This is a genomic window from Paenibacillus algorifonticola (genome assembly GCF_000971975.1).
GTDB classification, from domain to species: domain Bacteria; phylum Bacillota; class Bacilli; order Paenibacillales; family Paenibacillaceae; genus Pristimantibacillus; species Pristimantibacillus algorifonticola.
On sequence record NZ_LAQO01000019.1, the window covers coordinates 38,228 to 64,394 of the forward strand.

The window sequence follows — 26,167 nt, forward strand, 5'->3', positions numbered from 1 at the left end:
TACCTCCTTCCCTTGATGCTCAGTTCCAGAAATATATCATCTCTCTAAATCCAACATCCCATAGGGTTTCATTTCCCTCAATGGTTATCGTAAGCTCATTTGCCTGTGGGAGGAAAATTTCGGTCATATCCGGCTCATGGCGTTGATCTTCTGCAGATGCGGACAGGAACTCATGTCCATCGACGGTAAGCTTGATGCTGCCTTGGAAATCCTTTTGATCGGGAATTCCATAATTTAAGGAGAAATACAACTCCTCTTTATTGCCTAACGTATACGTGTACGTTTCCTTCTTTTTACCTTCAATGCTATACACATTATATTTGGGTTCCACGTCTTGACCGCCCATCTTAAGACTGGACCGTTTGGTTCCCGTTAATGGATTCCCGGTACTATCCTTCAATTCGTTTATCGCCACAAAGGGGCCAAGTTCTTTGGTGAACACTTGGTCAAGCATCCCGAAGACCCCCCACACCCCGAGCATCAAGACAACACTGGAAATACCCATAGTAGCAGTATTTCTCCAGTTGTTTTTTGTACGAAAGCCAAGTTTGTACGCCCCGAATCCGACGGCTGCACCCAATGAGTTCTGTATGACGTCGTTAATGTCAAAGCTGCCGAGGAAAGTTAGTGCCTGAATAGTCTCCAGCACGAGAATGGACAGGATGAACAAAGTCATGAAGCGAACAAAGTTGGTTCGATATAACAACGGAATCAATATACCAAAAGGGATGAAGGCTGCGATGTTCGCGAAATCCACAAAATCCATCAGCGTAGGATGTAGAAGATCGGATAGACCTGGCAGCCTAAAAAAGCTATCCGGCAAAAAAATAAAGGTGTACTCGGTGATTTGATCTACCTTACCTACTCTGCCGAAAGCGAAAAACAAAAAATAAAGAATCAAAAGGGTATAGAATATCGTGATTGCAAAAATAATCTTACGCTGTTGCTTCAAATGCATTGTCTTACCTCCATCGTTCATCTGATGAATATCATTTTATCTGTCTAAAATGACTTTCAAGTGACGATGGAGGTGACAATTCAGTCACTTACGGAGTGCCGCTAAATCACTTGCTTATAAAATTTAATCCGAAACTGCGTACCCTTCTCGCTGTCGCTCGTCACATCGATCACTCCGTTCTGGCTGGCAATGATGCTGTGAGCCATCGCAAGTCCTATGCCGATGCTCCCTTCGCCGGCGTTCTTTCCTTTGTAAAAACGTTTGAAAATATAAGGCAGATCTTCTTTCGGAATGCCTTTTCCGTTGTCAGCAATGACGATTTCCGTAAATAACGCGTTTTCGGAAAATCTGATGGCGATTGCTCCGCCTTCATGCGTGTGCTCCAGGCCGTTTTTCAAAATATTGATGACCGCTTCGGCAGTCCAATTGAAATCGCCGACAAAAGAGACGTCGTCATCGCCCGTGATGGAAACCGTTTGTCCCTTAATATCCATCGGAATCATAACCGGTTCTAATGCCTTTTGGATAAGGTTTTTCATGAGTATACGATCTTTTTTGAATTGGATGGTCTTCGCGTCAATTTTCGATAGCTTTAATAAGGATGAAACAAGCCAATCGATGCGTTCAAGCTGAATGCGAATATGATGGGTGAACTCCGTTCTTTTGGCAGGAGGCAGGTCAGGGGCGCTTAACAAATCGGCCATCACCGTCATGGAGGTGAGCGGCGTTTTGAGCTGATGCGATATATCGGATATGGCATCCGTCAGTTGAATTTTGTCCCGGTGCAATAACGATCGGTGCTCCGATAGCATGAGCGTCACTTTATAAATATCATTCTTTAAAATACTTAACTCGCCTTCTTGATTATCGCGAACGTCAAGGGAATCATTGCCGTTGCTAATTTCCCGCAAATAGACGGACAGCTTCTCTAGCTCGTGATATCTCCATCTCGTGAATAATAAACTGCTACCAATAAGCAGAATGGATAGAATGGTAACGAACGCCGCCGCGACAGACGAAATGAAAGCAGCGACAACGATCGCCGTTAAGCTAATCGAGCCCATGATGAGCAATAAAATCTGAATTTCTCGATTACGCAGCATCTATTCACCGACCTTATAGCCTAAACCGCGTATCGTTTTGATCAAAATCGGGTTCCCTGGATCATCCTCCAGCTTTTCTCTCAGCCTTTTGATATAAACCGTTAACGTATTGTCGTTCACGAAGTCGCCGGCCACGTCCCAGATTTGCTCTAGAAGCTGATTCCTTGTGAGAACCTGTCCAATGTGGCTACCAAAGATCAGCAATAAGCGATACTCTAATGCGGTCAACCAAATTTCAGCGCCGTTTTTATACACTTTGCCTTCCAGCGTATTGATTCGGACATTGTCGATGTCTATGATCGCTCTGGTGTAGGACGGCTTCTGGTATCTCCGCAAGACGGACTTGATCCGGGAGAGCAGTTCACGAACTCGAAAAGGCTTTGTAATATAATCGTCGGCTCCCATGTCAAGCCCCATCACGACATTGACCTCATCGTCGATCACCGTTAAGAAGATAACCGGAATGTCTCGTCGCTCTTTCACCATCTTACACAATTCATAGCCGCTTCCGTCCGGAAGCTGTAAATCGAACAAGCATAAAGCGAACTGATCGATGTCTTCGGCGAGCACCTTTTGGGCTGAGGCGACATCATGGCAGAGAACGGTCGGAAAACCATCTTGCTGCAGCGAATATTCCAGACCCGATGCGATCGTTTTATCATCTTCGACTAATAAAATTTTCATATGCAGATCATCCTTACGATTGGATTTAAATTTATTATTCAAAAAAATTTCGCCGTCATTTATGGTATGGTTCACCGAGATTGATCTTAAACCTCCTACCCGTTAGCTTAATGAAGCATCGTCAGTCTAATACTTTATTTTCTCAGTCTAGAACTTTATTTTCTCCTTACAGCTAAAATCGATCAGGCTCTGGATCGCTTACGTTTGCATACACAGACTAGGATCTAAATCATCTTTCATTGAACTAGCTAGTGTAGCAGTGGTTAAGAAATATAGTTCAATTGATTAGGTCAACCAGAGATTTCTGGTTGGCCTTTTTTTCTATATGCTCTCATTGCCCTCCAATGACCATGTTAAAGCTGCTTGACGGAGCTTCTTACGATAAGCTCCGCAGGCAGCACGACTTTCCGCCACGGCCCGGAGGCGCTGCCACTCTGAATGCGGTCGATGAGCATTTGCATGCCGAGATAACCGAACTGGTAGGCTTGCTGGGCGACAACGGTCATAAACGGATTAATGTCCGCATAGGGGCCAAAATCGTCAAAGCATACGATGGAAATATCGTCTGGAATACGCAGGCCGCGCTGCTGGAGCAGGCGGATCAGCTCAATGGCAATGACGTTGTTTCCCGCAATGATAGCGGTCGGAAGCGGGTTTATGCTGTCGATCCAGGCATTCATGGCAGAAAGATCATTTTGCGGGCCAAAGCTGGTCTCGAATAAATATTCAGGCTCATATTTCAGTCCATTGAGCTGAAGTGCTTCTCTGTAGCCTTGCAAGCGAAGGCGGGCGCTTGAACTGGATAGCGAGCCGTTGACCATCATAATCCGCGTATGCCCCTGCTCCACAAGATGATCAACGAGCTGGCGGGCTCCTTCCTTGCTGTCCCCAAGGACGATGTCGCATTCAACACCTGGTACTTCGCGGTCAATAAGCACGAACGGAGTCTGATGCTGGAGCAGCGACTCCAGATTGGGCAGGGAAGGGTCGCCAGTCGGTGCCATCATCACGCCGTCAACCCGCGTTGTCAAAATCGTATGGATGTAATCCGATTCCTTCTCCAAATTTTCATCGCTGTTGCCGAACAGCAGCTTGTAGCCATTTTTCGTAGCGGCATCCTCTGCTCCCCGTGACAGTGTCGTATAAAACGGATTCGTAATATCGGCAATAAGCAAAAACAGCAAGCGGGTATGCTGGAGCACCAGGCTTCTCGCCATCTGGTTCGGCACATAGTGCATTTCCTCCATCACTTTCTTTACCTTTGCCCGCGTCTTGTCGCTTATTCTGCCTGTGTTATTGATAACTCGCGATACGGTCATCGCCGAAACCCCGGATCGCTGAGCGATATCGTAAATCGTAACCATGCGGCTTGCTCCTTATCTATTACATCCCAATCGTTTTGTATTCTACCATCTTACAAAAGAGAGCCATTGACAGCAACCCTCAAGCTTGATAAATTAGAGTTATCGGTAACTCTATACTAACGCAATCAGCTGGTTATGCAATTTATTTTATATTGGAGGGATAGTAGTGACACAAGAAAAGCATCGTTTTGAAAGCGGTTTCCCTAAAATAGGTATTCGTCCTACGATCGATGGACGCCGTAAGGGCGTTCGCGAATCGCTCGAAGAACAGACGATGAATATGGCAAAATCGGTAGCAGCGCTCATTGGCGAGCATTTGCGTTATCCGAACGGCGAGCCGGTTGAATGCGTCATTGCGGACAGCTGTATCGGTGGTGTAGCGGAAGCGGCAGCTTGCGCGGAGAAATTTTCCCGCGAGCGCGTAGGCGTGTCTATCACGGTAACGCCATGCTGGTGTTATGGCACCGAGACGATGGATATGGACCCGTCCATTCCGAAAGCGGTATGGGGCTTTAACGGCACAGAACGTCCAGGTGCCGTATATTTGGCTGCTGTACTGTCCGGCTATGCACAGAAGGGCCTTCCGGCATTCGGCATTTATGGCGAAGAAGTACAGGACTCCGGTGATACGAGCATTCCTGAAGACGTGAAGGGCAAGCTGCTGGGCTTCGCGAAAGCGGGTCTTGTTGTAGCTTACATGCGTGGCAAATCGTATTTGTCGATGGGCTCCGTATCGATGGGAATCGCGGGCTCGATCGTGAACGATGCTTTTTTCCAGGAATATTTGGGCATGCGTACCGAGTATGTGGACATGTCGGAGTTCGTTCGCCGCTTCGAAGAGCAAATTTACGATGGTGAAGAATTTGCCCGCGCGCTTGCATGGGTGAAGGAAAACTGCCCAGAAGGCGCAGACAACAATCCGGCGCAAATCCAGACCTCCAGAGAGCAGAAGGACAAGGATTGGGAAACCGTTGTGAAAATGACGATGATTGCCCGTGATCTGATGGTCGGCAACCCGCGTCTTGCAGAGCTTGGCTTCGGGGAAGAGGCGATGGGTCACAATGCGATCGTATCCGGCTTCCAGGGGCAGCGCCAATGGACGGATCATTTTCCAAACGGCGATTTCATGGAAACGCTGCTTAACTCCTCGTTCGACTGGAACGGCATTCGTGCACCTTACACGGTAGCAACGGAAAATGACAGCTTGAACGGCGTAGCGATGCTGTTCGGTAATTTGCTGACGAATACGGCGCAAATTTTTGCCGATGTTCGGACGTATTGGAGTCCTGATTCGGTTGAACGCGTAACGGGACATAAGCTGGAAGGCCATGCAGCGGGCGGCATTTTGCACCTGATCAACTCCGGTTCAGCGACGCTTGACGGAACAGGCGAGCAGCAGCTGGATGGCAAGCCGGCTTTGAAGCCGCATTGGGAAATTTCTGAGCAGGAGGCAGATGCCTGCCTAAAAGCAACCTCGTGGCGTCCGGCATCGGTCGAGTATTTCCGCGGCGGCGGCTATTCCTCCGACTATTTGACACGCGGCGGCATGCCGATGACGATGTCCCGGATCAATTTGGTGAAGGGCATTGGCCCCGTTCTGCAAATTGCCGAAGGTTATTCGGTTGATCTGCCAGAAGGCGTTCATGATGTGCTCGACAAACGGACAGATCCGACCTGGCCAACAACGTGGTTTGCTCCGATTTTGACAGGCAGCGGTGCATTCCGCAGCGTTTATGAAGTTATGGACCAATGGGGCGCGAATCATGGCTCTATCAGCTACGGGCATATTGGCGCAGATTTAATAACGCTTGCTTCGATGCTGCGTATTCCAGTTAATATGCACAATGTGGCAGAGGAAAAGCTATTCCGTCCACGCGCTTGGGGCCTATTCGGTACGAGCAATGCGGAAAGCGCAGATTACCGCGCATGCGACAACTTCGGGCCGTTATATAAATAATAAGAATTAAACAAGCTGCCGTTCCGATTATTTGGGGCGGCAGCTTCATGGGTTCAATAGGATGGAGGAGGAAGAGAGAAATGAGCAGCTTGGAAATTAGAGAGGAACTATGTAAATACGCAAAAAAGACGGTCGCGAACCGTTTGGTGGTTGGTCCAGGCGGCAACATTAGTGCGAAGCATGAGGGCAAAATGTATCTTTCCCCAAGCGGTTTTGCACTTGATGAAATTGAGCCGGAGCAGTGGGTAGAGGTCGATATTGAGACTGGAGCCGTAACGGATACGGGCTTCCGTCCATCGTCCGAGGTGCTGATGCATCTATATGCTTATCGTGCGAACCCGAATATCGGGGCCATCGTGCATACGCACCCGCCTTATTGCATCGCCTTTACACTTGTGGAGCAGGAGCTGCCGATTATGTTCCCCGATCAGGCAGCGCTTGTAGGCAAGACGGTGTATATTCCGTATGTACTGCCTACTACAGATAAGCTCGCTGATGCGCTTGTTGAGAAAGTGAATGCTGCGAGCTCGATTTTGCTAGGCAATCATGGACTCGTAACGACAGGGCGCAACCTGCGTGAAGCCTACTACCGGACGGAAGTTGTAGAGGAAAGCGCAAAAATCTTCCTGATCGCCAAAGCCATCAAGGAGCCAAAAGTGCTGACGAAAGAAGAATTTGAAGAAATCGCATCGCTGGAGAGCGAGGCATACCGCATCCAGCTGCTGCAAAAAATGCAGTAGCTTTGTGGTGAATCCGCAAGCAAAGGAGGAATGCAGGGATGGCAAATGCAGCGAAAACGGCGGCGACTGTGCTTGCCTTTGATCTCGGCGCGAGCAGCGGCAGGGCGTTAATCGGCAAGCTAGCTGCGAATGCAGAGGGCGGACGCAAGCTCGAGGTGACCGAGCTTCATCGTTTTCCAAACTATGCGGTACAAGTAGGACAGCATCTGCACTGGGATATTTTGCGACTGCTGCAGGAGATGAAGGTTGCCATTCGCAAAGCGTTCCAACAGGGCTATCATCCCTCCACCTTTGGCGTGGATACATGGGGAGTGGACTTTGGCCTGCTGGATTCGCATGGCGAGCTGCTGGGCAATCCGTATCATTACCGCGACCCGCAGACGGAAGGTTTGATCGAAGAGGTGGAGCAGCTGCTGAGCCGCGAGGAGCAATACCAGCAGGGCGGGCTCCAGTTCATGCCCTTTAATACGATTTATCAGCTGTATGCGATGAGCAAGGCAGGCTCGCCCAAGCTGGCGGCCGCCGAGACGCTGCTGCTGACACCGGATTTGCTCGTTTATTTTTTGACGGGCAAGAAGGTGTGCGAATTTACGATGGCGACTACGACGCAGCTGTTTCATCCAGAGCGGCAGCAGTGGAATGAGCCGCTCATGCAGCAGCTAGGCATTCCAGCGAAGCTGTTTCTGGAACCTATTCATCCGGGCTCACGCATTGGGCCGCTTACATCGGAAGTATGCGGGGAACTGGATGTGCCGCCGATCGAAGCGATTGCCGTAGGCACGCATGATACAGAATCGGCGGTTGCTGCTGTGCCGGCAGGAGAAGGGGCGTTTGCCTATTTGGTGTGCGGTACATGGTCGCTGCTTGGCACCGAGCTTGCGCGTCCGCTGCTTACGCCAGAAGCGATGGCGCTCGATTTTTCCAATGAAGGCGGAGTCGGCGGGACCTATCAGCTGCTCAAAAATATTATGGGCCTGTGGATTTTGCAGGAATGCCATCGCGAATGGGAATCGCAAGGACAAGAGCTGTCATTCGCGCAGCTTGCGGCTGAAGCGGAGCAGGCAGAGCCTTTCCGCAGCCTGATTCATCCGGATGATCTGCGTTTTTACAGCCCGTCCGGCATGATTCGGAATGTACAGCAATATTGCGAGGAGACAGGTCAGCCTGTACCGCAGTCTCGGGGCGAAATCGCGAGATGCATTCTCGAAAGCTTGGCGCTGAAATATCGTTATGCGCTAGAGCAGATGGAGCAGCTAACCGGGGAGGTATATTCCGGCCTGCATATGGTTGGCGGCGGTATACAGAACCGGCTCCTATGCCGCTTTACAGCAAATGCGATTGGGCGCTCGGTATGGGCAGGCCCGGTCGAAGCGAGCGCAATCGGCAATATGCTCGTTCAGCTCATCGCCCAAGGGGAATGTGCGGATTTGCAGGAGGCACGGCAGCTGTCGGCGGCATCGTTTGAGGTGGTCACCTATGAGGGGCCCGCGCCAACGGACAGGGAAGTATGGGGGCAGGCTTACGAAGCTTATCTGCGGTTAGCGGCTTTGCAGGTGAAGTCTTAATTTTAATCCTACTAAGGGAGTGTTTAAGGTGTTGCATGGCATATCCAAATTGATTTCACCTGAGCTTCTTAAAATATTAATGGAAATGGGCCACAGCGACGAAATCGTGCTGGCCGACGGCAATTTCCCCGTCATGAGTCACGCGCAGCGCGTTGTCCGGGCAGACGGCCACGGCATTCCTGAGCTGCTGGAAGCGATATTGCCGCTGTTTCCGCTGGACCAATATGTGGAGCGTCCGGCGGCGCTCATGCAGGTTGTTCCTGGCGATACGGTACAGACGCCAATCTGGGGGCAGTATCAGCTCATCATTGAGCAGCATACGCCCGTTCGCGAGAAACCGGAGGAAGTGGAACGCTTTGCTTTTTATGAGCGGGCGAAGAAGGCTTATGCGATTGTTGCAACTGGCGAGCAGGCGCTGTATGCGAATATTATTTTGAAAAAAGGCGTTATTAAATAGCCTATTCAAACGTTAAAAACGGCAAGGGAATGTTTCGTTACATTCTGAGCCGTTTTTTTGTTGGGAAATTAGCTATAATTAATGATGAATGGCCAATTATCTTTCTTGAGTCAGCATAGTTGAAGGGCAGGGGGCGAAATTATGATTGGAGAGAAGAAGGTTAAGCGGATTGAAAGTGTTCGTGGTCTTGTTCAAGAAATGCTCTTACATACAGGGGAGACTCTCTATAAAAAGAAAACCGGAGTACATCTTTACGGGGTATCAAATTTCGCTTCGATGCTTGCTATGAGAAGAGGACAAGATCCGGATATTGCCGGGGTAGCCGGGTTGCTTCACGGTTATTATTTGTATAAAACCGGAATTAAAGACTTCCCTGGTCCAAACAGTGCAGATGCGGTAAGACCTATACTGCGGAGCACGCAACTCTTTTCTGACGAAGAGCAGCAGGTCATTCTTCGATCGATCTTTTATCAAGAAGCTATACATCGAACGCAGGACCCATACGAGGAAATGATTAAAGATGCTATTTTATTGCAGATGTACTTTCAGAATACTGGTAACTATTCATCCAAGGCGGTTATACATAGACTGCAAAATGTATTTATTGAATTGGGGATTCCTAATGAGTATGCAGGGACGGAATCTAACGTCGACACGGAAACGATGGAGATTAATGCGGAAGACAGACGTCTTAGGCTGGCAGATTTTTCAGAAATTTTTGCAGGGCAAAATATTATTGGCATTCCGGAAGATGAACGCTACCGGGAAATTTGCAAGTATTGGCCGGACACTGATATCTATAAAGTGCTAGAAGGGAATTGGTGCGCTGCATTCGTTTACTACTGCTGTATGGCGGTGGGAATAAGACTGCCAATTCGATATCCGAATCGCATGTATCGATTAGCTGGGGTTGGCGCATGGTTGGATTGGGCACAATTGCCTGAAACGGGGTTTTTCTATCGTGATAAACAAGATGGATTTAATCCAGAACGTGGGGATATCGTTATTTTTGAGAAGCTTTTAAGCGATCACTCTCACGATCATATAGGAATTGTTATAGCTTGTGAGGACGACAGAATTTTGGTTGCAGAAGGTAACCAAGACAATAAAAACTGCTCTGGTGTTTTATATAGGGATAGAGACCATTGTATTTTCGGATATATCCGTATAGACAACGGTTATTGTTTTAATTTCGATGGGGAATATAAGCCTATCCGTTAATTTGAAATGTAGGGTCATTTAGTTATTCAACAAATAGTTAAGTTCAATATTCCAAATAAAGAGCCATCCCGTGAAGGATGGCTCTAAAACTTGTCGTTACAGACAGTGCGGAGAACCGTATCACAAATAGTGGTAAAGCGGAACTCACCAAAGGAGCGAACAGGTAATTGTCTATTGGCTCCTTTGGTTGGGAAGCTCATTCCCAAGTGAACTAGTTTGATCCATATAAGAGTTTAAAGACTTCATCGTTCCCAATAAGGCTCTCTGCCAGTTGAGCTAAACTGCACGGTATTGGTGTTAATAAAATTCATTTTGGGTGTATTAGGTGAATTTCCACATAAGTTGTACACTTCCCGCACTACTTGCCATCCTCTTTAGGTGTGACTAAAGAAACGAGTTCCGTCAATCTTCTTCCGTAACCATAGATTTCACATTTGGCTTAGCATTTAAGCCAAAATACATTATTTTTACGACGATACACAAAAGGGACAATACTACAAAAAGTAAACCGCTCCAAACGACTTCTCCTACTCCCAATCGTGATATAAACCAACCACCTATAGCCGCACCCATCGTGACGCCTAAGTTTGAAAAAGACACATATAAACTGTTAGCAAATTCTGGGGCTTCTGAAGCTTCCGATGTCAGCCAAATTTGACTTACAATAAGTCCACTCGTATGAACAGCTCCCCACACAATGATAATCCCACTTATGAGAATAAGGGGTGTTTCCACATAATAAAGAAGTAAATAGCATATTCCTAAAGCGATAGGATAAAGCAGCACTGTTTTCAACATACGATGGCTTAATAGCTTTCCAGCATACCAATTTCCTGCCACACCGCTAATTCCGAAAATCACAAGCATCACGCTAATAAGTTTCCCACTCATGTCAGACCTCTGTCCTAAATATTCCGCAAAATAACTATATACAGAAAACATAGCAGCAAATATGAAGCAAGCAGCACCGCTATTTAACCATAAAGCGGGTTTTCGTAATATCGCAAGCTGTCTTCCAAAAGAGGTTTTCTCCTTTCCCGACATGGCTGGAACCATTACTCCTATTCCAACACACGCAATGACATTCACAAGGGTAGAAAATAAAAATGAGGTACCAAGTGAAAATTGATTGGCAATGTAGGAAGTAAGCGGGATTCCGAGCACCATGCCCATGCTTACCCCAAGAAATACCTTTGCACTCGCCTTCGCGGCTTCCTCCTTTACTGATAATTCAGTGGCTAGTACAAAAGCAATGGAGAAATAAACCGGATGAAAGAAAGCTGGAATCATTCGGAGAGCCATAAGCATATAAAAATTCGGAGCAAAAACTGACATCAAATTGGAAGCGGCAAAAATAATCAGAATGCCAATCAATGTAGTTTTACGATTTAATCTTGACAGCAACAGCGTCATCCATGGACCAAAAAGGGCAATAATAAGTGCAAACGAACTAACAAGCATTCCAGCTAGTCCTGCGGTAACGTTATACTTCTCCATGACCATTGGCAAAATTCCGACTACACCAAGTTCGGTATTTATAATGCCAAATATACCTAGTGCAATAAAAAATAGTGGACTGATTCTGTTCATGATTCTTTTCTCCTTATAACACAATATTTTTCCTTATTTCTATATATCTATAATTATAGATATATAGAATCAAAAAATGAGCAGGTAACCCTATAATTGTGGCTACCTACATTTTATTCTTGATATAGTCGGCAAATTTACGAATGGTTTCTTCATTTCTCCGATAATAGGTCCACTGTCCAAATCGCCTTGATTCTAAAAGTTCAGCTTTCTTCATGATCATTAAATAGCTGGAAATCACCGATTGTGCCAATCCCGTTTTTTCCTGAATGCTTCCTACACAAATCCCTCCTTTAAAGTCAGCATCCGATGGTAAATACAATTGCGGTCCAAAATTTTCATCCGGCTTTTTTAACCATTCCAAAATTTTCACGCGGGTGTCATTAGACAAAGCTTTAAAGATCATCATGGTTTCCATAGCATCATTATATCTAATTATATAGATATGTCAATTCTTATATGCAATAATTTCAGTTCCGACGAATAGGTGATGAAAGGCTCGAATCGGACGCTCAGTGGCTAAGTAATTGTCCTAGTCACGTTGTCGAAGGCTGCGAACCAGTCGGTTGTGATGATGCTTCCGATGTAACCGTATTCAAAAGGACCTTGCAGATCGGTTTCATCTACGTGGGGCCAGCATTACAAGCATGCTTCAAGGTCTAGAGCAAAAAGGGTTCATCGAGCGTAAAATCCCGACCAATAATGAACGGCAAAAAAATATATACGTATTGCCAAAAGCGATTGAACTGATTGAAGACTTTCAAGACTTATTCCAAAAGGTGGAGGAAGAAATCGTTCAAGTCCTTACCGAGGAGGAGAAGCAAATCTTAAAGGAAATGTTGATTAAAATTAATGAACGCTTATAGTAGAGGAAAAGATCTACCCAACATTGAACTCTAACGTAGAACATTAGTTCAACAAACCAGCGGCTGTCTAGGACTTTATTTCCTTGTCCATAGATGCCGCTGTTTTTTTTCTCCTTCGCCCATTGACACCTAGGTAGATGTGGATTACCATTATCACAACATAATTCCAAGTTAACAAGTTGGTTAAGTTGTATTTTTTTCGAGGAGGCTCTCCCGGTGAATATTGAAAATATAGAAGCATTCGTCTATGTCATTTATTACGGCAGCTTCAATAAAGCAGCGGAAAGCCTGTTTCTCTCCCAGCCGTCTGTTACCGCGAGAATTCAGTCATTGGAGCGGGAGCTTGATTGCAAGCTGTTCGACCGTATGGGCAAGCAAATTCAGTTGACCGAGGAAGGCAAGCGGTTCCTCCCCTACGCCCAGCAAATTTTGCAGACGCTGGAAAAGGGGCGCAAGCAGCTGCATCAGAAGCAGGAGATGCCTGCCCAGTTGAGGCTTGGCTGTACCGTGTCAACGGCGAACTATTTGGTGCCGAGGCTGCTGCCAGCGCTGAAGGAGAAGCATCCCGGCATTCGCTTCAAGACGGTGACCGCCCCGACGGATGATATCGTGGAAAAGGTGCTGAACAAAGAGGTTGATATCGGCTTTGTCCGTCAAACGACCCATCCCGGCTTGCGCTCAGTTAAGCTGCTGGATGATGCCATTCGGCTGCATGTGTATGAGGGCCATCCTTTTCTGAAAGAGAAGCAGATTACGCTGAGGGCGATAGGCAACCAGCCGCTTGTGTTTTTTGAATGTGGGGCGCTGGACTGGGTAAGGCTTCAGCGGGTTTTTGAATCGCTCAATGAACCGCCGGAAATGTCCTGCCACACGGATAATTTGGAAACCGCGAAGCGGCTCGTGCTGCAAAAGCTGGGGATCTGCTTCCTGCCAAGTCTGTCTGCCTATGACGAGGTTCAGGCTGGCCAGCTTTTCCCGATTACGATTCCGGAAGTGGAGGGCCTGTCGCTCGATACGAACCTGATTATGCTTAACGGGGAGAGCAGCCCTTTTTTCGAAAGCTTGGTGAAGCTTGTCAAAGCGCTGCCCTTCGTCAGCGGAACATAAAACGTAAAACGAGCGAATGCGATAACTTGAACAGCTGCTATAATGCCGACCTATCGAATGTTTAGATAAGAGAATAGAAAAACCCTATTATTCGGGGCATTGACGGTTTGCTGGGCGGATGATAAATTAGTGACAGAACAATTCTTACTTAGTAGGTAGGAATTATAGGTATTATAAAAATGAACATGACATGGGGGAACGATTTTTATGAAAAAAAGAACTTTTTTAGCTACGCTGCTTGTCCTGGCCTTTACGCTGACAGGGTGCGGTGCTGCAAATAATGGCGCGAATGAAACAGCGAACAGCGGTGCAGGAGCAAGTGCGAGCCCGGCTCAGGAAGTGAAGAAAATTATTGTCGGCACGGGCACCCAGTTCCCGAATGTATGCTTTATCGATGAGGATGGCAAGCTGACAGGCTTCGACGTTGAGCTGGTTAGAGAGCTGGATAAGCGCCTGCCGGAATATGAGTTTGAGTTCCAAACGCAAGAATTTTCAAGCTTGCTGCTAAGCCTGGAGACGAAAAAAATCGATTTTGTCGCTCACCAAATGGAGAAAAACCCGGAGCGTGAAGCTAAATTCCTTTTTAATAAAGAGCCGTACAGCATTTTCCTTTCGAAAATAGCGGTTTATAGAGACAATACGACGATTAAATCGATCGACGATTTGACAGGCAAAAAAATATTTACATCGCCAACGAGCAACCAGGCCTTTTTCCTAGAGCAATACAACAAGGACCATAACAATCCATATGAAATTGTTTACTCCAGCGGCGCAGCCAACGACCGTATTGCTTTGCTCAAAAGCGGCCGCATAGATGCAACGCTTGCTACCGATTTCTCGCTTCCCTTCTATCCTGACACAGATGGCAATCCTGCGATGAAGACAGTAGGCGATCCGCTCATTCAATCCGATGTGCTGTTCGTGCTTCGGAAAGACAGCCAGGAGCTGGCTGACAAACTGGATGCGTCGATTAAAGAGGTTAAAGATGACGGAACGCTTTCGAAGCTTAGCGTAGAGTGGCTTGGCGAAGATTACACAAAACCGCTTGATGAAGTTGTAAAAAAATAAATGGTGCTACTAACTTGCTGGTCAAGGGTGTAAGACGGAGGGAAACCTATGGGCAGAAAATTTGATATTCATTACTTGCTGGATTTCTTACCCAAATTGCTGTCTTACCTGCATATTACCTTGTTTATTGTGGCTGCATCCATTTTGCTGGGGCTCGTGGTTGGTTTTATAATCGCGCTGCCCCGGCTTTACAAAATTCCCGTATTGCAGCGGGCTTCGCAGGTGTATGTATCCTTTTTCCGTGGAACGCCGATATTGATTCAGCTCTTTCTCATTTATTACGGCCTCCCGGAATTGCTCAAGCTGGTTCATATTGATGTATCGCGGGCCAATGTGCTCGTTTTCGTTATTTTGGCTTATGCCCTCCATAGTGGCGCTTTTATTTCCGAAGCTATTCGGGCAGCGGTCAATGGGGTGGATCGTGGGCAGGTAGAGGCGGCCTATGCCATTGGTATGAGTGGCTATCAGGCGTTTACCCGTATTGTGCTGCCGCAGGCGCTGGCGATATCGATCCCCATTTTGGCAAACCTCGTCATTGGCAACTTGAAGGATACGTCGCTGGCGTTTACGCTGGGCGCCATGGAAATGACGGGCAAGTCGCAAACACTCGCCTCGGCGACCCAGCATTTTATTGAAACCTACATTGCCTTGTCGCTCATTTATTTTGTTATCAGCACCATTTTGGAGCGGACCTTCCATTATTTGGAGCGCAGGCTGCTGCGTCATGAGAAACAAGTGGCCGAACCGGCGGTACGTTATGGAAAAAGAAGGCTGTGGAAGCGAACGCTTATCACGCGCCTGGAGAAAGGAGGCTGAGCCTGATGTCACTAGACCCTGGATTTATATGGACGGCCTTTCTCAGCTTGTTCAAGGCGCTGCCGAATACGCTTTATATTACGATCGTCTCGGTGTTCGTCGGTTTCATTATTGGCACAGCGATAGCTCTCATTCGTATTTATCGGATTCCCGTTCTATACCCGCTGGCTAGCGCATATGTGTTGTTCATTCGTGGCACTCCGATGCTCATGCATTTGCTGCTGATCTATTTCGGCCTTCCGATTATAATCGATGGGCTGGCGAGCGCACTGGGACTCGGCTTTAATTCAACGGTCATTCCGTTAATCGGGTTTGCTTATATTTCTTTCTCGATTACAGCAGGCGCCTATATGTCGGAGGTTGTACGCGCAGGCATACTTTCGGTGAACCGCGGACAGATGGAGGCCGCCTATTCCATTGGCATGACGACGCCGCAGGCGCTGCGTCGTATTGTACTGCCGCAGGCGCTTGCCGTCTGCTTGCCGAATTTATCCAACAATTTGATTGGCATGCTGCACGGTTCGACGCTCGCTTTTACCGTATCTGTCGTTGAAATCAACGCCCAAGCGCAAATTGTCGCTGCCACAAACTGGAAATTTCTTGAAGCCTACATTGCAGCTGCGGTGCTGTTCTGGGGCATGACCATATTAATCGAGCAGGCGACAGCTTGGCTGGAGCGGAGAATTAATAAATACAATCGAGGTGGCGTAGCATGATTGAACTGAAGCAAATTTCCAAGTCGTTTGGGAAAAATCAGGTGCTTCAATCCATCGATTTGACGGTGGAAAAAGGCGAGGTCGTTGTCATTTTGGGCCCAAGCGGTTCGGGAAAAACAACCTTGCTGCGCTGCATCAATTATTTGGAGAAGCCCGATAATGGGCAAATCCGCATTGGCGATTTTAAGCTGGACTTCAAGACGGCAGGAAAAAAAGATATTCATAATCTGCGCCAGCGCTCTGCGATGGTGTTCCAGCATTACAATTTATTCAAGCATAAGACGGCGCTGGAAAACGTCATGGAAGGGCTGCTCATTGTACAAAAGCTGCCCAAAGATGAAGCGAGGCGGCGCAGCACGCAAATGCTGGAGAAGGTAGGCCTGGCGGCGAAGCTTGATGCTTACCCAAGCGAGCTGTCCGGTGGGCAGCAGCAGCGGGTGGGCATCGCCCGGGCGCTTGCATTGAACCCGGAAGTGATTTTGTTCGATGAGCCGACGTCGGCACTTGATCCGGAGCTTGTGGGCGAGGTGCTTGACGTCATTCGCAAAATCGCAGGAGAAGGCATTACGATGATCGTCGTCACGCATGAAATGGGCTTCGCCCGCGATGTGGCCAACCATGTCGTCTTTATGGACGGCGGTGTTATCGTCGAAGAAGGCAAGCCGAGCGAGCTGTTCGGCAAGCCGAAGGAAGAGAGAACGAAGCAGTTTCTGAAGCGAATCGCGCCGGAACCTAGCTATAGCATATAAACGAGCGTTACGAGGCAATCGACGATGGGAGAGAATGAAAATGGCGATTAAGCTTAGCATTTTAGACCAAAGCCCTGTTTTTCCAGGGAGCACCCCGGCAGAGGCTTTCCAAAATACACTTCAACTGGTGAAAAAGGCAGAGCAGCTCGGCTACAACCGCTTCTGGGTATCCGAGCATCATGACTCGGCGCAAGTTGCAGGCTCTTCGCCTGAGGTGCTGATTTCGTTTTTGCTTGCTCAAACAGAAAGTATTCGCATCGGCTCAGGCGGTATTATGCTTCAGCATTATAGTCCTTATAAAGTAGCGGAAAACTTTAATTTGCTGGCGACACTTGCTCCAGGGCGCGTAGATTTGGGCATCGGCCGTGCGCCGGGCGGGCTGCCGCGTTCTACGCAGGCTTTGCAGAAAGGCATTTCACAGGAGCAGTCGCTGCAGGATAAGCTGGTGGAATTAGAGCATTTTGTGCAAAATACATTGCCCGCGGATCATGCGCTGGCCGGACTGCAGGCTTCTCCTGTGCCGGAGCAGCCAGCCGAGATTTTTGTGCTTGGCGCGAGTGTAGCTAGTGCGAAGCTGGCAGCGGAAGCCGGTTATCCGTATGTGTTTGCGCAATTTATCAATAGCGATGCAGCTGTTGCGGAAGAGGCGCTAACCGCCTACCATGCGGAGTTCCGCTCGGATAAAGGCAAGCAGCCACAGGCGATTTTGGCGCTGTCGCTCATTGCAGCAAATACCGATGAGGAAGCCGCACTGCTGGCCTCTGACCATAAAAACGTCAAAATTCATTTGGAAAATGGCAAGACGCTGACGGTTGGAACGGCCCAGCAAGCGGAGGAATTCGGCAGACAATCGGGCCAGCATTATACGGTTGAAGTGAAGGAAGCCGAAATTACGAAGGGCTCGAAGGAGACCGTTCGCAAGCGGCTGCTGGAATGGCAGGAGAAGCATCACGTCAATGAGTTTATTATAACGACGGCGGTTAAGGATTTTGAAGCTCGAATTCGCTCCTATGAGCTGCTATCGGAAGCTTTCGCTGAGCTTGCTGTAGAAAGCTAGACCGTTTAGAGTGGTTATTGTGAAAGGTGAATAGTAGGGCAGGCAGCATGAATATGCTGGAGCAAAAGCACGAGGCGGGGAGGACTTGGCATGGCGGATACACAGGCGGCGGAGAGGACGCAGCAGCTGGGCGCAAAGCTGATCGAAATACGGCGCCAGCTGCACCAGCATCCCGAATTATCAAATGAAGAGTTCGCCACGACGAAGGCGATTCAAGAATGGCTTACGGAAGCGGGCATTCGCATCGTCGATTATGGACTAAAAACGGGTGTAGTCGCCGAAGTAGGCGGCAAACGCAGCGGGCCTGTACTAGCTTTGCGGGCCGATATTGATGCACTGCCGATTCAAGAGGAGACGGGGCTGTCTTATGCTTCGCAGGTTGCAGGAAAAATGCATGCCTGCGGGCATGATTATCATACCGCTTCTCTCATCGGTGCAGCTTTGCTGCTGAAGCAGCGCGAGGAGACGCTTGCGGGGACGGTACGCTTTATTTTTCAGCCTTCTGAGGAAAAGGCGACGGGCGCGCAAGCGGTCATTGCAAGCGGCGCGCTTGAAGGTGTTCAAGCGATTTATGGAATTCATAATAAGCCGGATCTGCCCGTCGGGACGATCGGCATTAAGCCGGGACCTATGATGGCAGCAGCCGATGGCTTTGTTGTTGAGGTGACAGGCAAAGGCAGCCATGCCGCTGTGCCGGAAGCAAGCATAGATCCGATTGTGACGGCGGCGCATATTGTGACGGCGCTGCAATCGATCGTCAGCCGCAATGTCAGCCCGCTGCTCAGCGCGGTCATAAGCGTGACGCGCATTCAAAGCGGCACCGCCTGGAATGTCATAGCGGAAAAGGCCGTCTTCGACGGGACGATTCGCACCTTTGACGAGCAGGTGAGGCAACGCGTGCTGGAGCGCTTCAAGCAGGTGGCGGAAAATGTAGCGGTAGCGTTTGGCGCAACTGCGGCGGTACGCTGGATTAAAGGGCCGCCAGCGGTTCAAAATGACGCTGCTTTAGTAGAAGCAGCAGTCGCAGCAGCTCACGATGCGTTGCTTAATGTCATAGAGCCGCTTCCGTCTTCTGCGGGCGAGGACTTTGCTTATTATCAGAAGCAAGTGCCGGGATTGTTTTTTTTCATGGGAACAGCGGGCCCGCAGGAATGGCATCATCCGGCTTTCGATGTTGATGAGCAGGCGCTGCCGCTGACCGCTGTTTATTTTGCCAATCTCGCGAGCCGTTATTTGGAAACGTTTGGCGAAGCAAATGAACAATAAACGAACGGAATGACAGAGGGGGCTCATAGTCGTCACCCTATAGATGAAGCGGTCAAAGCTCTTTTTTATACTATAATTCCGATAAAAATCATGCGAAAGGTGTGTATAGTGTGGCGAAAATCAAAGTTGAAGTTCGGGATGCGGTAGCGGAAGACCGCGAGGCGATTTTGCGTATCGTTGTAGCTGCTTATTCGCAGTACGAGGCTGTTATGTCGCCAGATCGCTGGTCCGATTATAAGGCGTCTATTATTGAATCGGTTGATAAGGAAGGACCTAAGGCGCGCATTATTGCGGAGGTGAATGGGGAAATCGTTGGCAGCGTGCTGCTGTTCACTTCTTCGGCTACCGCCTATGGGCGTCCAGAGCTGAAAATTGAGTCGCCGATTATCCGCTTGCTTGCGGTAGCGCCGGAGGCTCGCGGGCTTGGCGTTGCTACAGAGCTGATCAAGGAAAGCATTCGCCGCTCGCTGGCTCTCGGAGCTTCCACGCTGCATCTGCACACCTCTGATTTAATGGCATCGGCCATTAAGCTTTATGAGCGGCTTGGCTTTGAACGGGCAACGGACAAGGAAATGTACAATGGCAATGTTTTGGTGAAATGCTACAAGCTGCAGCTTCAGGAAACGGCATTATTGTCTTCATAAAATCCGGAGGAGGAATCGGTTATGGCTAAGCGGAAAAAAATCAAATTGGGTGCGATTGTTCATGGGGTTGGCGGTCACGTTGGGGCTTGGAGACATAAGGATGCCATTACGGATGCCAGCGTTAATTTTGAATTTTACAAGCAGCAGGCGCAGAAGGCGGAAGCAGGCAAGTTCGACCTTGTATTTATTGCCGATGGGCTCTACATTACCGAGCATTCGCTGCCTCATTTTTTGAATCGATTTGAGCCGCTGACGATCCTTTCCGCGCTCGCGGCGGTCACGTCGAAGATCGGCTTGGTCGGTACGCTGTCGACGTCCTACAGCGAGCCGTTCACCGTAGCCCGGCAGTTTGCTTCGCTCGATCATATTAGCGGTGGACGCGGCGGCTGGAATGTCGTAACTTCACCGCTTGAAGGCTCGGCGAAAAACTACAGCAAGGCGGATCATCCGACGCATCCGCAGCGCTACCGCATCGCCGAGGAATATTTGGAGGTGGCGCGCGGCCTCTGGGATTCGTGGGAAGATGATGCTTTTGTGCGGGATAAGGAGTCGGGTGTGTTTTTTGATCCGGAGAAGCTGCATCGTCTGGATCATAAAGGCGAGTTTTTCTCCGTGCAGGGGCCGCTTAATATTGCCCGCTCGAAGCAGGGCCATCCAGTTGTTTTTCAAGCGGGCTCCTCGGAGGATGGACGCAATTTGGCAGCGAAAAGCGCCGATGCGGTATTTACGGGGCATGAGTCTTTGGAGGAAGCGAAAGCTTTTTATCTCGATGTGAAAAATAGAGCGGCAGCGTACGGCCGATCAGCGGATGAAATTGGCATTTTCCCTGGCATTTCTCCGATTATCGGACACACGCAGGAAGAAGCAGACCGCAAATACGAGGAACTCGCTAGCCTCGTGTCGATTGATAAGGCGCTGCAATTTTTGGGCCGTTTCTTCGAGCATTTCGACTTCTCGCAGTTTCCGCTGGATGAGCCGTTCCCGGACATTGGCGATCTCGGCAGCAACAGCTTCCGCAGCGGTACGGACAAAATCAAGAGCAAAGCCCGGGAGCAGGGCTTGACGCTGCGTCAAGTTGCGCTAGGCGCAGCAACCCCGCGCACCGACTTTATCGGTACGCCGGAGAAAATCGCTGATTTAATTCAGCGTTGGCATGAGGAAGAGGGCGCCGACGGCTTCATTATCCATTCCTCTGTGCCTAAGGGGCTGGATGACTTTGTCGATCTAGTCGTACCGATTTTGCAGGAGCGGGGCGTCTACCGGACGGAGTATGAGCATGATACGCTGCGTGGCAATTTGGAGCTGCCGATTCCTGAAAACCGCTATGCCGCAAAAGCGCTAAGCGAAGCTTAAAACAGCGTTCCAAGAGAAAGCTGGAGCATATATGAATGAGTTGGCGAGCCTTCTTTCCTATAATGGGGAAAGAGGGCTTTTTCCACGCTTAAGGGGGATTTCAGTCCTTGCAAAAAACGGGAATAATGATAGAATTAAAGCGTTTACGCTAGGGGCATTGAAGCGAGATTAAGGAGGCATAGCATGTCCAGATTATTTCAAACGAATGTCATTCGAAAAGTAAGAGAACTCGGCGGTATGTGGGATTTTGTCACGGTTCCGGATGGTGAGATTCAGCTGGAAGCCTTGGAATATCGATATAAGCTGGCAGTACCCGGCTGCTGGGAGACGCATCCGGAGCTGCTGACATACAGCGGCAGAGGCGTTTACCGCACCAAGGTGACCGTGGAGAAACGGACGTCGCTTCGCCTTGTTTTTAAAGGCGTGAGCCATACAGCAAATGTATTTTTCGATGGGAAGCCGGTTGCCCGTCATTATAATGCGTATACGGCATTTGATGCCGTCATTCGCGATGTTGAAGCTGGTACACATGAGCTTGCCGTGCTCGTGGACAATTCTTTTAGCGAAGCATCGTCGCTTCACGTTCCTAACGACTATTATACATACGGCGGAATTATTCGTCCTGTCATGCTGGAGGAAATTCAGGAGCTGTTTGTTGAGCGTATATCATTCACCCCCTTGAAAATGTTATCTCCAGAAACAGAAACAGAAACAGAAATAGAATCCGAAACGGAAGCAGGCCAGCAGAGTGCTGGCAGCTGGCAGGTAGAAATTCGCGCTTACGTTCGCTATCCGTCGTTATCGAAGAAGCATACGCAGGTGCAGCTTGATGCTAAGCTGACGGCGACGATTGCAAGGCAGACGCTGGAGCTTGGCAGCGTAAGCTTGCAGCCGGGAGAGACGGCGAGTGTAGGCGGCGTTTTCAGCATTGATCAGGTGCAGTCTTGGTCGCATGAAAATCCGGCTTTATATTTGCTGCAGGTTTTGCTGCAAATCGAAGGTCAAGCGGCTCCTATTGATGATTTGGTGGAGCGCGTAGGCTTCCGTACGGTTACGACGGAGCGTGGACGCATTCAGCTGAACGGCGAGGATATCGTTCTTCAAGGATTTAATCGGCATGAGGATCATCCGTTGACGGGTTCATCTTTCCCGCTGCCGCTCATGGCACATGATTTACAGTTGATGCTTGATATGGGCTCCAACGCGGTGCGTACGAGCCATTATCCCAATGATGAGCGGTTTCTAGATTTATGCGATGAGCAGGGCGTGCTGATATGGGAAGAAAATCATGCCCGCGGCTTGTCGATTGAGCAAATGCGCAATCCGAATTTTATTTGGCAGTGTGAGCAGGTTAATCGCGAGATGGTGGAGCAGCATTTTAATCATCCATCGATTGTCATTTGGGCCATTCTGAATGAATGCGCCAGTGACTTGGAGGAAGGGCGCGTTCACTACAAACGGCAGCTGGAGCAAATTCGGGCACTTGATAACAGCAGGCCGCTAACGTTTGCCTCTCATCACCGCGAGAAGGAAATATGCTTTGATCTTGCGGACATTGTGTCCTGTAATTTATACCCAGGCTGGTACGGCGATGAAGATCCAGGCGAGCTGTGCGATGCGGCGCGAGGCTGGGCCGATGCCGCAGGCGGTGCGGGCAAGCCAATGATTATGAGCGAGTTCGGCGGCGACGGCCATTATGGCTTGCGCGACCCCAATCGGGTACGCGGTACGGAGGAGCGGCAGGCAGATATTATTGAAGCGAATTTGCAGGCGTACACGTCGCGAGAGTACATGTCCGGCATGTTCATCTGGCAATTTTGCGATTGCCGGGTAACCGAAGGAACGGGCTGGCTGCTCGCACGCGCCGGTACGCAGAACAGTAAAGGCATTGTAGACCGCTATCGCAGGCCGAAGCTGGCTTATGAGGTTGTGAAGAAGTATTTTCGAGGGAAAGCTAGCTTGTAAGGCAATTTGGACTTGTAAATATAATAATCATATAAGCGATGGGAATAACGGCGTGCTGCCGTTTGCTCCATCGTTTTTTTATTTCATCGCTGTGCAAGCCGCATTCAGCGGCGGCAGCATGAATAAAGGATAGACATGGAAATTCGCGAATGAGAAAATAAAGGGATTGCGACCTTAAATGCTGCCTAAGCCTTCATGCCGATATCTCGCTCGAAAAAATGGAAAGGAGGCAGCTGTATGAGCAGATTGAGGTGTGAAGGTCATAAGAGAGGCGAAGTTTTTGAAAAATACTTTCGGAGGATCATGCTGTTATGAAAAATAAAAGAATAGTGATTTTCAATGCTGCTGTACTTTTAATCCTGATCGCTTTTTTAGGCTTTGGCAATCGCAATGAGGCAGTGCAAGTTTCTGCGCCTGCTGAATCAGTACCAACTGCAACTTCAAATGCAATCTCGACAGCATCAAGCATTCAAGTCACGGAGAGCCTGGACAGGGCAGAAGATGCGTCTTACAAAAAAGAACTGATTAGTTTAACTAACCAGCGTGGTAAAAGTGCCTACACGGGCTCGCTTACAACATGGCCGGCGGACGGGAAGGTTTTGAGCATTTCGGTAGAAAACAAGGGAGACTCTACGATTTATTTGAGAATCAAACGTAATGAAGAGGAGCTTGTGATGTCTAAGCCTATCCGCAAAGGAGAACAAATTACGCATACCTTTGAACAATTAGAGGCTGATGGCATGAGCGGGGATTGGGGGATTTACGCTTATAGTAAAATTGGTGCGGATATGGATGTGAGTGTAAGGGCAGGGCGGCTCTAAAGCTCAGGCCTACAGCTGCTGCAAATCCTTCATCAACCACTCGTCTGATCCATCGCGAGATAAAAACCATACATGGGTAAAGCGGCCTTGCGGCTTATAAATCAGCTCCTTAGCACGCAAAATGTCGGACATGCCGAAGGCTGGGGAAGCATTTCGAATGATTAAGGCAATTGGATACGCGGTTGCGTAGTTGTTTATTTTCATTTCCTTCGTCTGGATGCGCTTGTTCAGCTCGGCGATCAGCATTTCGACAACCTCTTGATTAAGATTGCGCGATTGGGAGCGGCCTAGCAGCCTTTTCGCCTCTTCAGAATCATAGAACAGGTGAGTAATTTCTACGCCAATGATTTGATGGTTTCGATGCTGAAGCACGGCATCCGGGCGTTCGCGCTGATAGAGCAGCCGGAGCTTGTTGGCATAATTTTGGTTGTAGAGACGGATGAAAATGCGGACAGCCGTACGTTCCAGATCTCTTTTTTCTAGATAGCCCTGCAACTGAATTCTCCTATCTGCGTAGCCTTCCGAGCTGCTAAGCTTGTGCGGAACGGCTAAATTTGCGTTAAATGATCAATCATGATCTCCTAAGCTAAATAAGCAAGGATAGCACCAAGACCAGCAAGCGTGCATAGAATGCCGCCAAATCGTGTGGATAAAGGATACAGGCTTGAAGGCTCGGTACCGTCATTGGATTTCCAGCTTTCGGTGAGTGACCATGCTAGAGCAGGCCGTACGGCCAGTAATAAACCAAAGCAGATGAGTAAAATGCCGATAAAAAGCATGTGCTCGCTCCTCCTTCGGAAATAACTATCGTTCTATGATAACATGAATGATGGCCATAATTGTAATTGTTTAGTGAAAAAAAGCCTGCTCCTTCCGTGTCCGGATGGGGGCAGGCTTATATGTTTTAGGTTTGGCTTTATGAAACAGCTTTTACAGATAAACTGCTTTGCCCGTGCGAGCCGACTCATAAATGGCTTCCAAAATTTGCGACACGACATACGCTTGCTCTGGTGTAACGACCGGATCGGTGTCGTCCTCAATCGCTTTCAGCCACATTCTCATTTCCAGATCGGAGTCGCGGCCGGAATCTGCGCCGTCGAAGAAAGCTACGCCGCCGGATTTCAGCTCAATGTCCGTCGTGTAAAGACGGCTATGATTTTCGCCATTGATCCGCAGGCCGCCTTTCATATCAGCTCCGCCTTCTGTACCGGAGAGCGAGCATTTCGCTTCGTCAATATCCAGTGTGTTCAGCGCCCAGCTGGACTCAAGGGAGATAGTCGCGCCATTTTCCATGACGATCATACCGAAAGCGGAATCTTCAACGGTAAACTTGGCAGGGTCCCAAGGGCCCCAAGCGTTGGCTGCATTTTCACGCTGCGACAGCTTGTGGTAAGCCGTGCCGAGTACAACCTTCGGCTTGTAATTGTCCATCATCCACAGCGTCAAATCCAGTGCGTGTGTACCGATATCGATCAACGGACCGCCACCTTGTTTTTCTTCATCAAGGAATACGCCCCATGTTGGTACGGCGCGGCGACGAATCGCATGTGCTTTCGCGTAATACACTTCGCCCAGCTCGCCATTTGCACAAATTTTCTTCAGTTGCTGGCTGTCTGGACGAAAACGGTTATTGTAGCCGATCGTCAATTTTTTGCCAGTACGGCGCGCAGTTTCCATCATGAGCTTCGCATCAGCTGCTGTTTTCGCCATTGGCTTCTCGCACATGACATGCTTGCCAGCTTCCAGCGCAGCGATCGCGATGACCGCATGGGAATCATTTGGCGTACAGACGTGAACGATTTCAATGGTTTCGTCCTTTAACAGCTCAGTGTAGTCGGTGTATACGCGAGCGCCTTCCGCACCATACTTCGCGGCAGCCTCCTGAGCGCGATGCTCCTCGATGTCGCAGAAAGCGACGATTTGCACGTTTTTAATTGTGGTAAGGCTTGGCAAATGCTTGCCATTTGCGATACCGCCGCAGCCGATAATAGCAATACGATGAGTTTTAGACATAATAAAAAACCTCCTTGAATTTTGGGTTGCAGCGCTTCTGCGCATGCTTTAAATAACTTGTTAATTTGGATTTCCACCGCTGGAGCG

Annotated in this window: 25 protein-coding genes and 1 pseudogene; 17 read left to right on the plus strand and 9 right to left on the minus strand. The window is 48.9% G+C overall.

What is annotated here, in order from left to right:
• Nucleotides 1–19 precede the first annotated feature (19 nt).
• The 4 genes from WH37_RS23040 to WH37_RS23055 all read right to left on the minus strand — a co-directional run bounded on the left by WH37_RS23040 (nucleotide 20) and on the right by WH37_RS23055 (nucleotide 4,109).
• Nucleotides 20–958: a VanZ family protein gene (locus WH37_RS23040; protein WP_046232988.1), complete on the minus strand. Its 939-nt coding sequence runs from the start codon at nucleotides 956–958 to the stop codon at nucleotides 20–22.
• 101 nt (nucleotides 959–1,059) lie between these two features.
• On the minus strand, nucleotides 1,060–2,061 hold the full coding sequence (locus tag WH37_RS23045; protein WP_046232989.1) for a sensor histidine kinase: 1,002 nt from the start codon (nucleotides 2,059–2,061) through the stop codon (nucleotides 1,060–1,062).
• Nucleotides 2,062–2,745 carry a response regulator transcription factor gene (locus WH37_RS23050; protein ID WP_046233093.1) on the minus strand — a complete coding sequence of 228 codons (684 nt, stop codon included), beginning with the start codon at nucleotides 2,743–2,745 and terminating at the stop codon, nucleotides 2,062–2,064.
• Nucleotides 2,746–3,098: 353 nt separating this feature from the next.
• Entirely contained in the window at nucleotides 3,099–4,109 is a 1,011-nt protein-coding gene (locus WH37_RS23055) for a LacI family DNA-binding transcriptional regulator (protein WP_046232990.1), read from the minus strand.
• Between the two features lie 166 nt (nucleotides 4,110–4,275).
• On the opposite strand from WH37_RS23055, the gene WH37_RS23060 reads away from it, so the two are divergent.
• The 5 genes from WH37_RS23060 (at nucleotide 4,276) to WH37_RS23080 (ending at nucleotide 10,049) form a co-directional block, all read left to right on the plus strand.
• Entirely contained in the window at nucleotides 4,276–6,066 is a 1,791-nt protein-coding gene (locus WH37_RS23060) for an L-fucose isomerase (RefSeq protein WP_046232991.1), read from the plus strand.
• An 80-nt stretch (nucleotides 6,067–6,146) separates the two neighbouring features.
• On the plus strand, nucleotides 6,147–6,806 hold the full coding sequence (locus tag WH37_RS23065; protein WP_046232992.1) for a class II aldolase/adducin family protein: 660 nt from the start codon (nucleotides 6,147–6,149) through the stop codon (nucleotides 6,804–6,806).
• A gap of 38 nt (nucleotides 6,807–6,844) precedes the next feature.
• Nucleotides 6,845–8,371 carry a rhamnulokinase gene (locus WH37_RS23070; RefSeq protein WP_046232993.1) on the plus strand — a complete coding sequence of 509 codons (1,527 nt, stop codon included), beginning with the start codon at nucleotides 6,845–6,847 and terminating at the stop codon, nucleotides 8,369–8,371.
• Between the two features lie 28 nt (nucleotides 8,372–8,399).
• Nucleotides 8,400–8,828 (plus strand): L-fucose mutarotase, encoded by a 429-nt coding sequence (gene fucU / locus WH37_RS23075; protein WP_046232994.1) that lies wholly within the window; start codon nucleotides 8,400–8,402, stop codon nucleotides 8,826–8,828.
• 141 nt (nucleotides 8,829–8,969) lie between these two features.
• The gene (locus WH37_RS23080) at nucleotides 8,970–10,049 is read left to right on the plus strand and encodes a CHAP domain-containing protein (protein ID WP_046232995.1); all 1,080 of its coding nucleotides are present in this window, start codon (nucleotides 8,970–8,972) and stop codon (nucleotides 10,047–10,049) included.
• A 402-nt stretch (nucleotides 10,050–10,451) separates the two neighbouring features.
• On the opposite strand, the gene WH37_RS23085 is transcribed toward WH37_RS23080, so the two are convergent.
• Both WH37_RS23085 and WH37_RS23090 read right to left on the minus strand, forming a co-directional pair.
• Entirely contained in the window at nucleotides 10,452–11,639 is a 1,188-nt protein-coding gene (locus WH37_RS23085; RefSeq protein ID WP_046232996.1) for an MFS transporter, read from the minus strand.
• A 106-nt stretch (nucleotides 11,640–11,745) separates the two neighbouring features.
• Complete coding sequence (locus WH37_RS23090; protein WP_046232997.1) at nucleotides 11,746–12,057, minus strand: ArsR/SmtB family transcription factor; 312 nt, start codon at nucleotides 12,055–12,057, stop codon at nucleotides 11,746–11,748.
• A 175-nt stretch (nucleotides 12,058–12,232) separates the two neighbouring features.
• Here WH37_RS23090 and WH37_RS23095 point away from each other — a divergent pair.
• From WH37_RS23095 to WH37_RS23150, 12 genes and pseudogenes are all read left to right on the plus strand, one after another.
• Nucleotides 12,233–12,505 (plus strand): annotated as a pseudogene (locus WH37_RS23095) (MarR family winged helix-turn-helix transcriptional regulator); the annotation flags it as partial.
• A 216-nt stretch (nucleotides 12,506–12,721) separates the two neighbouring features.
• On the plus strand, nucleotides 12,722–13,612 hold the full coding sequence (locus WH37_RS23100) for a LysR family transcriptional regulator (RefSeq protein ID WP_046232998.1): 891 nt from the start codon (nucleotides 12,722–12,724) through the stop codon (nucleotides 13,610–13,612).
• Between the two features lie 207 nt (nucleotides 13,613–13,819).
• Nucleotides 13,820–14,680, plus strand: coding sequence for a transporter substrate-binding domain-containing protein (locus WH37_RS23105; protein WP_046232999.1), 861 nt, complete (start codon nucleotides 13,820–13,822; stop codon nucleotides 14,678–14,680).
• Between the two features lie 48 nt (nucleotides 14,681–14,728).
• Nucleotides 14,729–15,496: an amino acid ABC transporter permease gene (locus WH37_RS23110; protein ID WP_046233000.1), complete on the plus strand. Its 768-nt coding sequence runs from the start codon at nucleotides 14,729–14,731 to the stop codon at nucleotides 15,494–15,496.
• Nucleotides 15,497–15,501: 5 nt separating this feature from the next.
• The gene (locus tag WH37_RS23115; protein ID WP_046233001.1) at nucleotides 15,502–16,212 is read left to right on the plus strand and encodes an amino acid ABC transporter permease; all 711 of its coding nucleotides are present in this window, start codon (nucleotides 15,502–15,504) and stop codon (nucleotides 16,210–16,212) included.
• The gene (locus tag WH37_RS23120; RefSeq protein ID WP_046233002.1) at nucleotides 16,209–16,961 is read left to right on the plus strand and encodes an amino acid ABC transporter ATP-binding protein; all 753 of its coding nucleotides are present in this window, start codon (nucleotides 16,209–16,211) and stop codon (nucleotides 16,959–16,961) included. The genes WH37_RS23115 and WH37_RS23120 overlap by 4 nt, the downstream gene beginning before the upstream one ends.
• A gap of 40 nt (nucleotides 16,962–17,001) precedes the next feature.
• Nucleotides 17,002–18,018 carry an LLM class flavin-dependent oxidoreductase gene (locus tag WH37_RS23125; RefSeq protein WP_046233003.1) on the plus strand — a complete coding sequence of 339 codons (1,017 nt, stop codon included), beginning with the start codon at nucleotides 17,002–17,004 and terminating at the stop codon, nucleotides 18,016–18,018.
• Nucleotides 18,019–18,108: 90 nt separating this feature from the next.
• Nucleotides 18,109–19,284, plus strand: a complete 1,176-nt coding sequence (locus tag WH37_RS23130) for an amidohydrolase (RefSeq protein WP_046233004.1) — start codon at nucleotides 18,109–18,111, stop codon at nucleotides 19,282–19,284.
• Between the two features lie 110 nt (nucleotides 19,285–19,394).
• On the plus strand, nucleotides 19,395–19,928 hold the full coding sequence (locus tag WH37_RS23135; RefSeq protein WP_143088586.1) for a GNAT family N-acetyltransferase: 534 nt from the start codon (nucleotides 19,395–19,397) through the stop codon (nucleotides 19,926–19,928).
• A gap of 21 nt (nucleotides 19,929–19,949) precedes the next feature.
• Complete coding sequence (locus WH37_RS23140) at nucleotides 19,950–21,281, plus strand: LLM class flavin-dependent oxidoreductase (protein WP_046233006.1); 1,332 nt, start codon at nucleotides 19,950–19,952, stop codon at nucleotides 21,279–21,281.
• A 183-nt stretch (nucleotides 21,282–21,464) separates the two neighbouring features.
• Nucleotides 21,465–23,246, plus strand: a complete 1,782-nt coding sequence (locus tag WH37_RS23145) for a glycoside hydrolase family 2 protein (protein ID WP_046233007.1) — start codon at nucleotides 21,465–21,467, stop codon at nucleotides 23,244–23,246.
• 311 nt (nucleotides 23,247–23,557) lie between these two features.
• On the plus strand, nucleotides 23,558–24,067 hold the full coding sequence (locus tag WH37_RS23150; protein ID WP_046233008.1) for a hypothetical protein: 510 nt from the start codon (nucleotides 23,558–23,560) through the stop codon (nucleotides 24,065–24,067).
• Nucleotides 24,068–24,076: 9 nt separating this feature from the next.
• Here the strand turns inward: WH37_RS23150 and WH37_RS23155 are convergent, their stop codons facing one another.
• The 3 genes from WH37_RS23155 to WH37_RS23165 all read right to left on the minus strand — a co-directional run bounded on the left by WH37_RS23155 (nucleotide 24,077) and on the right by WH37_RS23165 (nucleotide 26,080).
• The gene (locus WH37_RS23155; protein WP_046233009.1) at nucleotides 24,077–24,562 is read right to left on the minus strand and encodes a hypothetical protein; all 486 of its coding nucleotides are present in this window, start codon (nucleotides 24,560–24,562) and stop codon (nucleotides 24,077–24,079) included.
• An 86-nt stretch (nucleotides 24,563–24,648) separates the two neighbouring features.
• Nucleotides 24,649–24,846 (minus strand): DUF6199 family natural product biosynthesis protein, encoded by a 198-nt coding sequence (locus WH37_RS23160; RefSeq protein WP_046233010.1) that lies wholly within the window; start codon nucleotides 24,844–24,846, stop codon nucleotides 24,649–24,651.
• 151 nt (nucleotides 24,847–24,997) lie between these two features.
• Nucleotides 24,998–26,080, minus strand: a complete 1,083-nt coding sequence (locus tag WH37_RS23165) for a Gfo/Idh/MocA family protein (RefSeq protein WP_046233011.1) — start codon at nucleotides 26,078–26,080, stop codon at nucleotides 24,998–25,000.
• Nucleotides 26,081–26,167 lie beyond the last annotated feature (87 nt).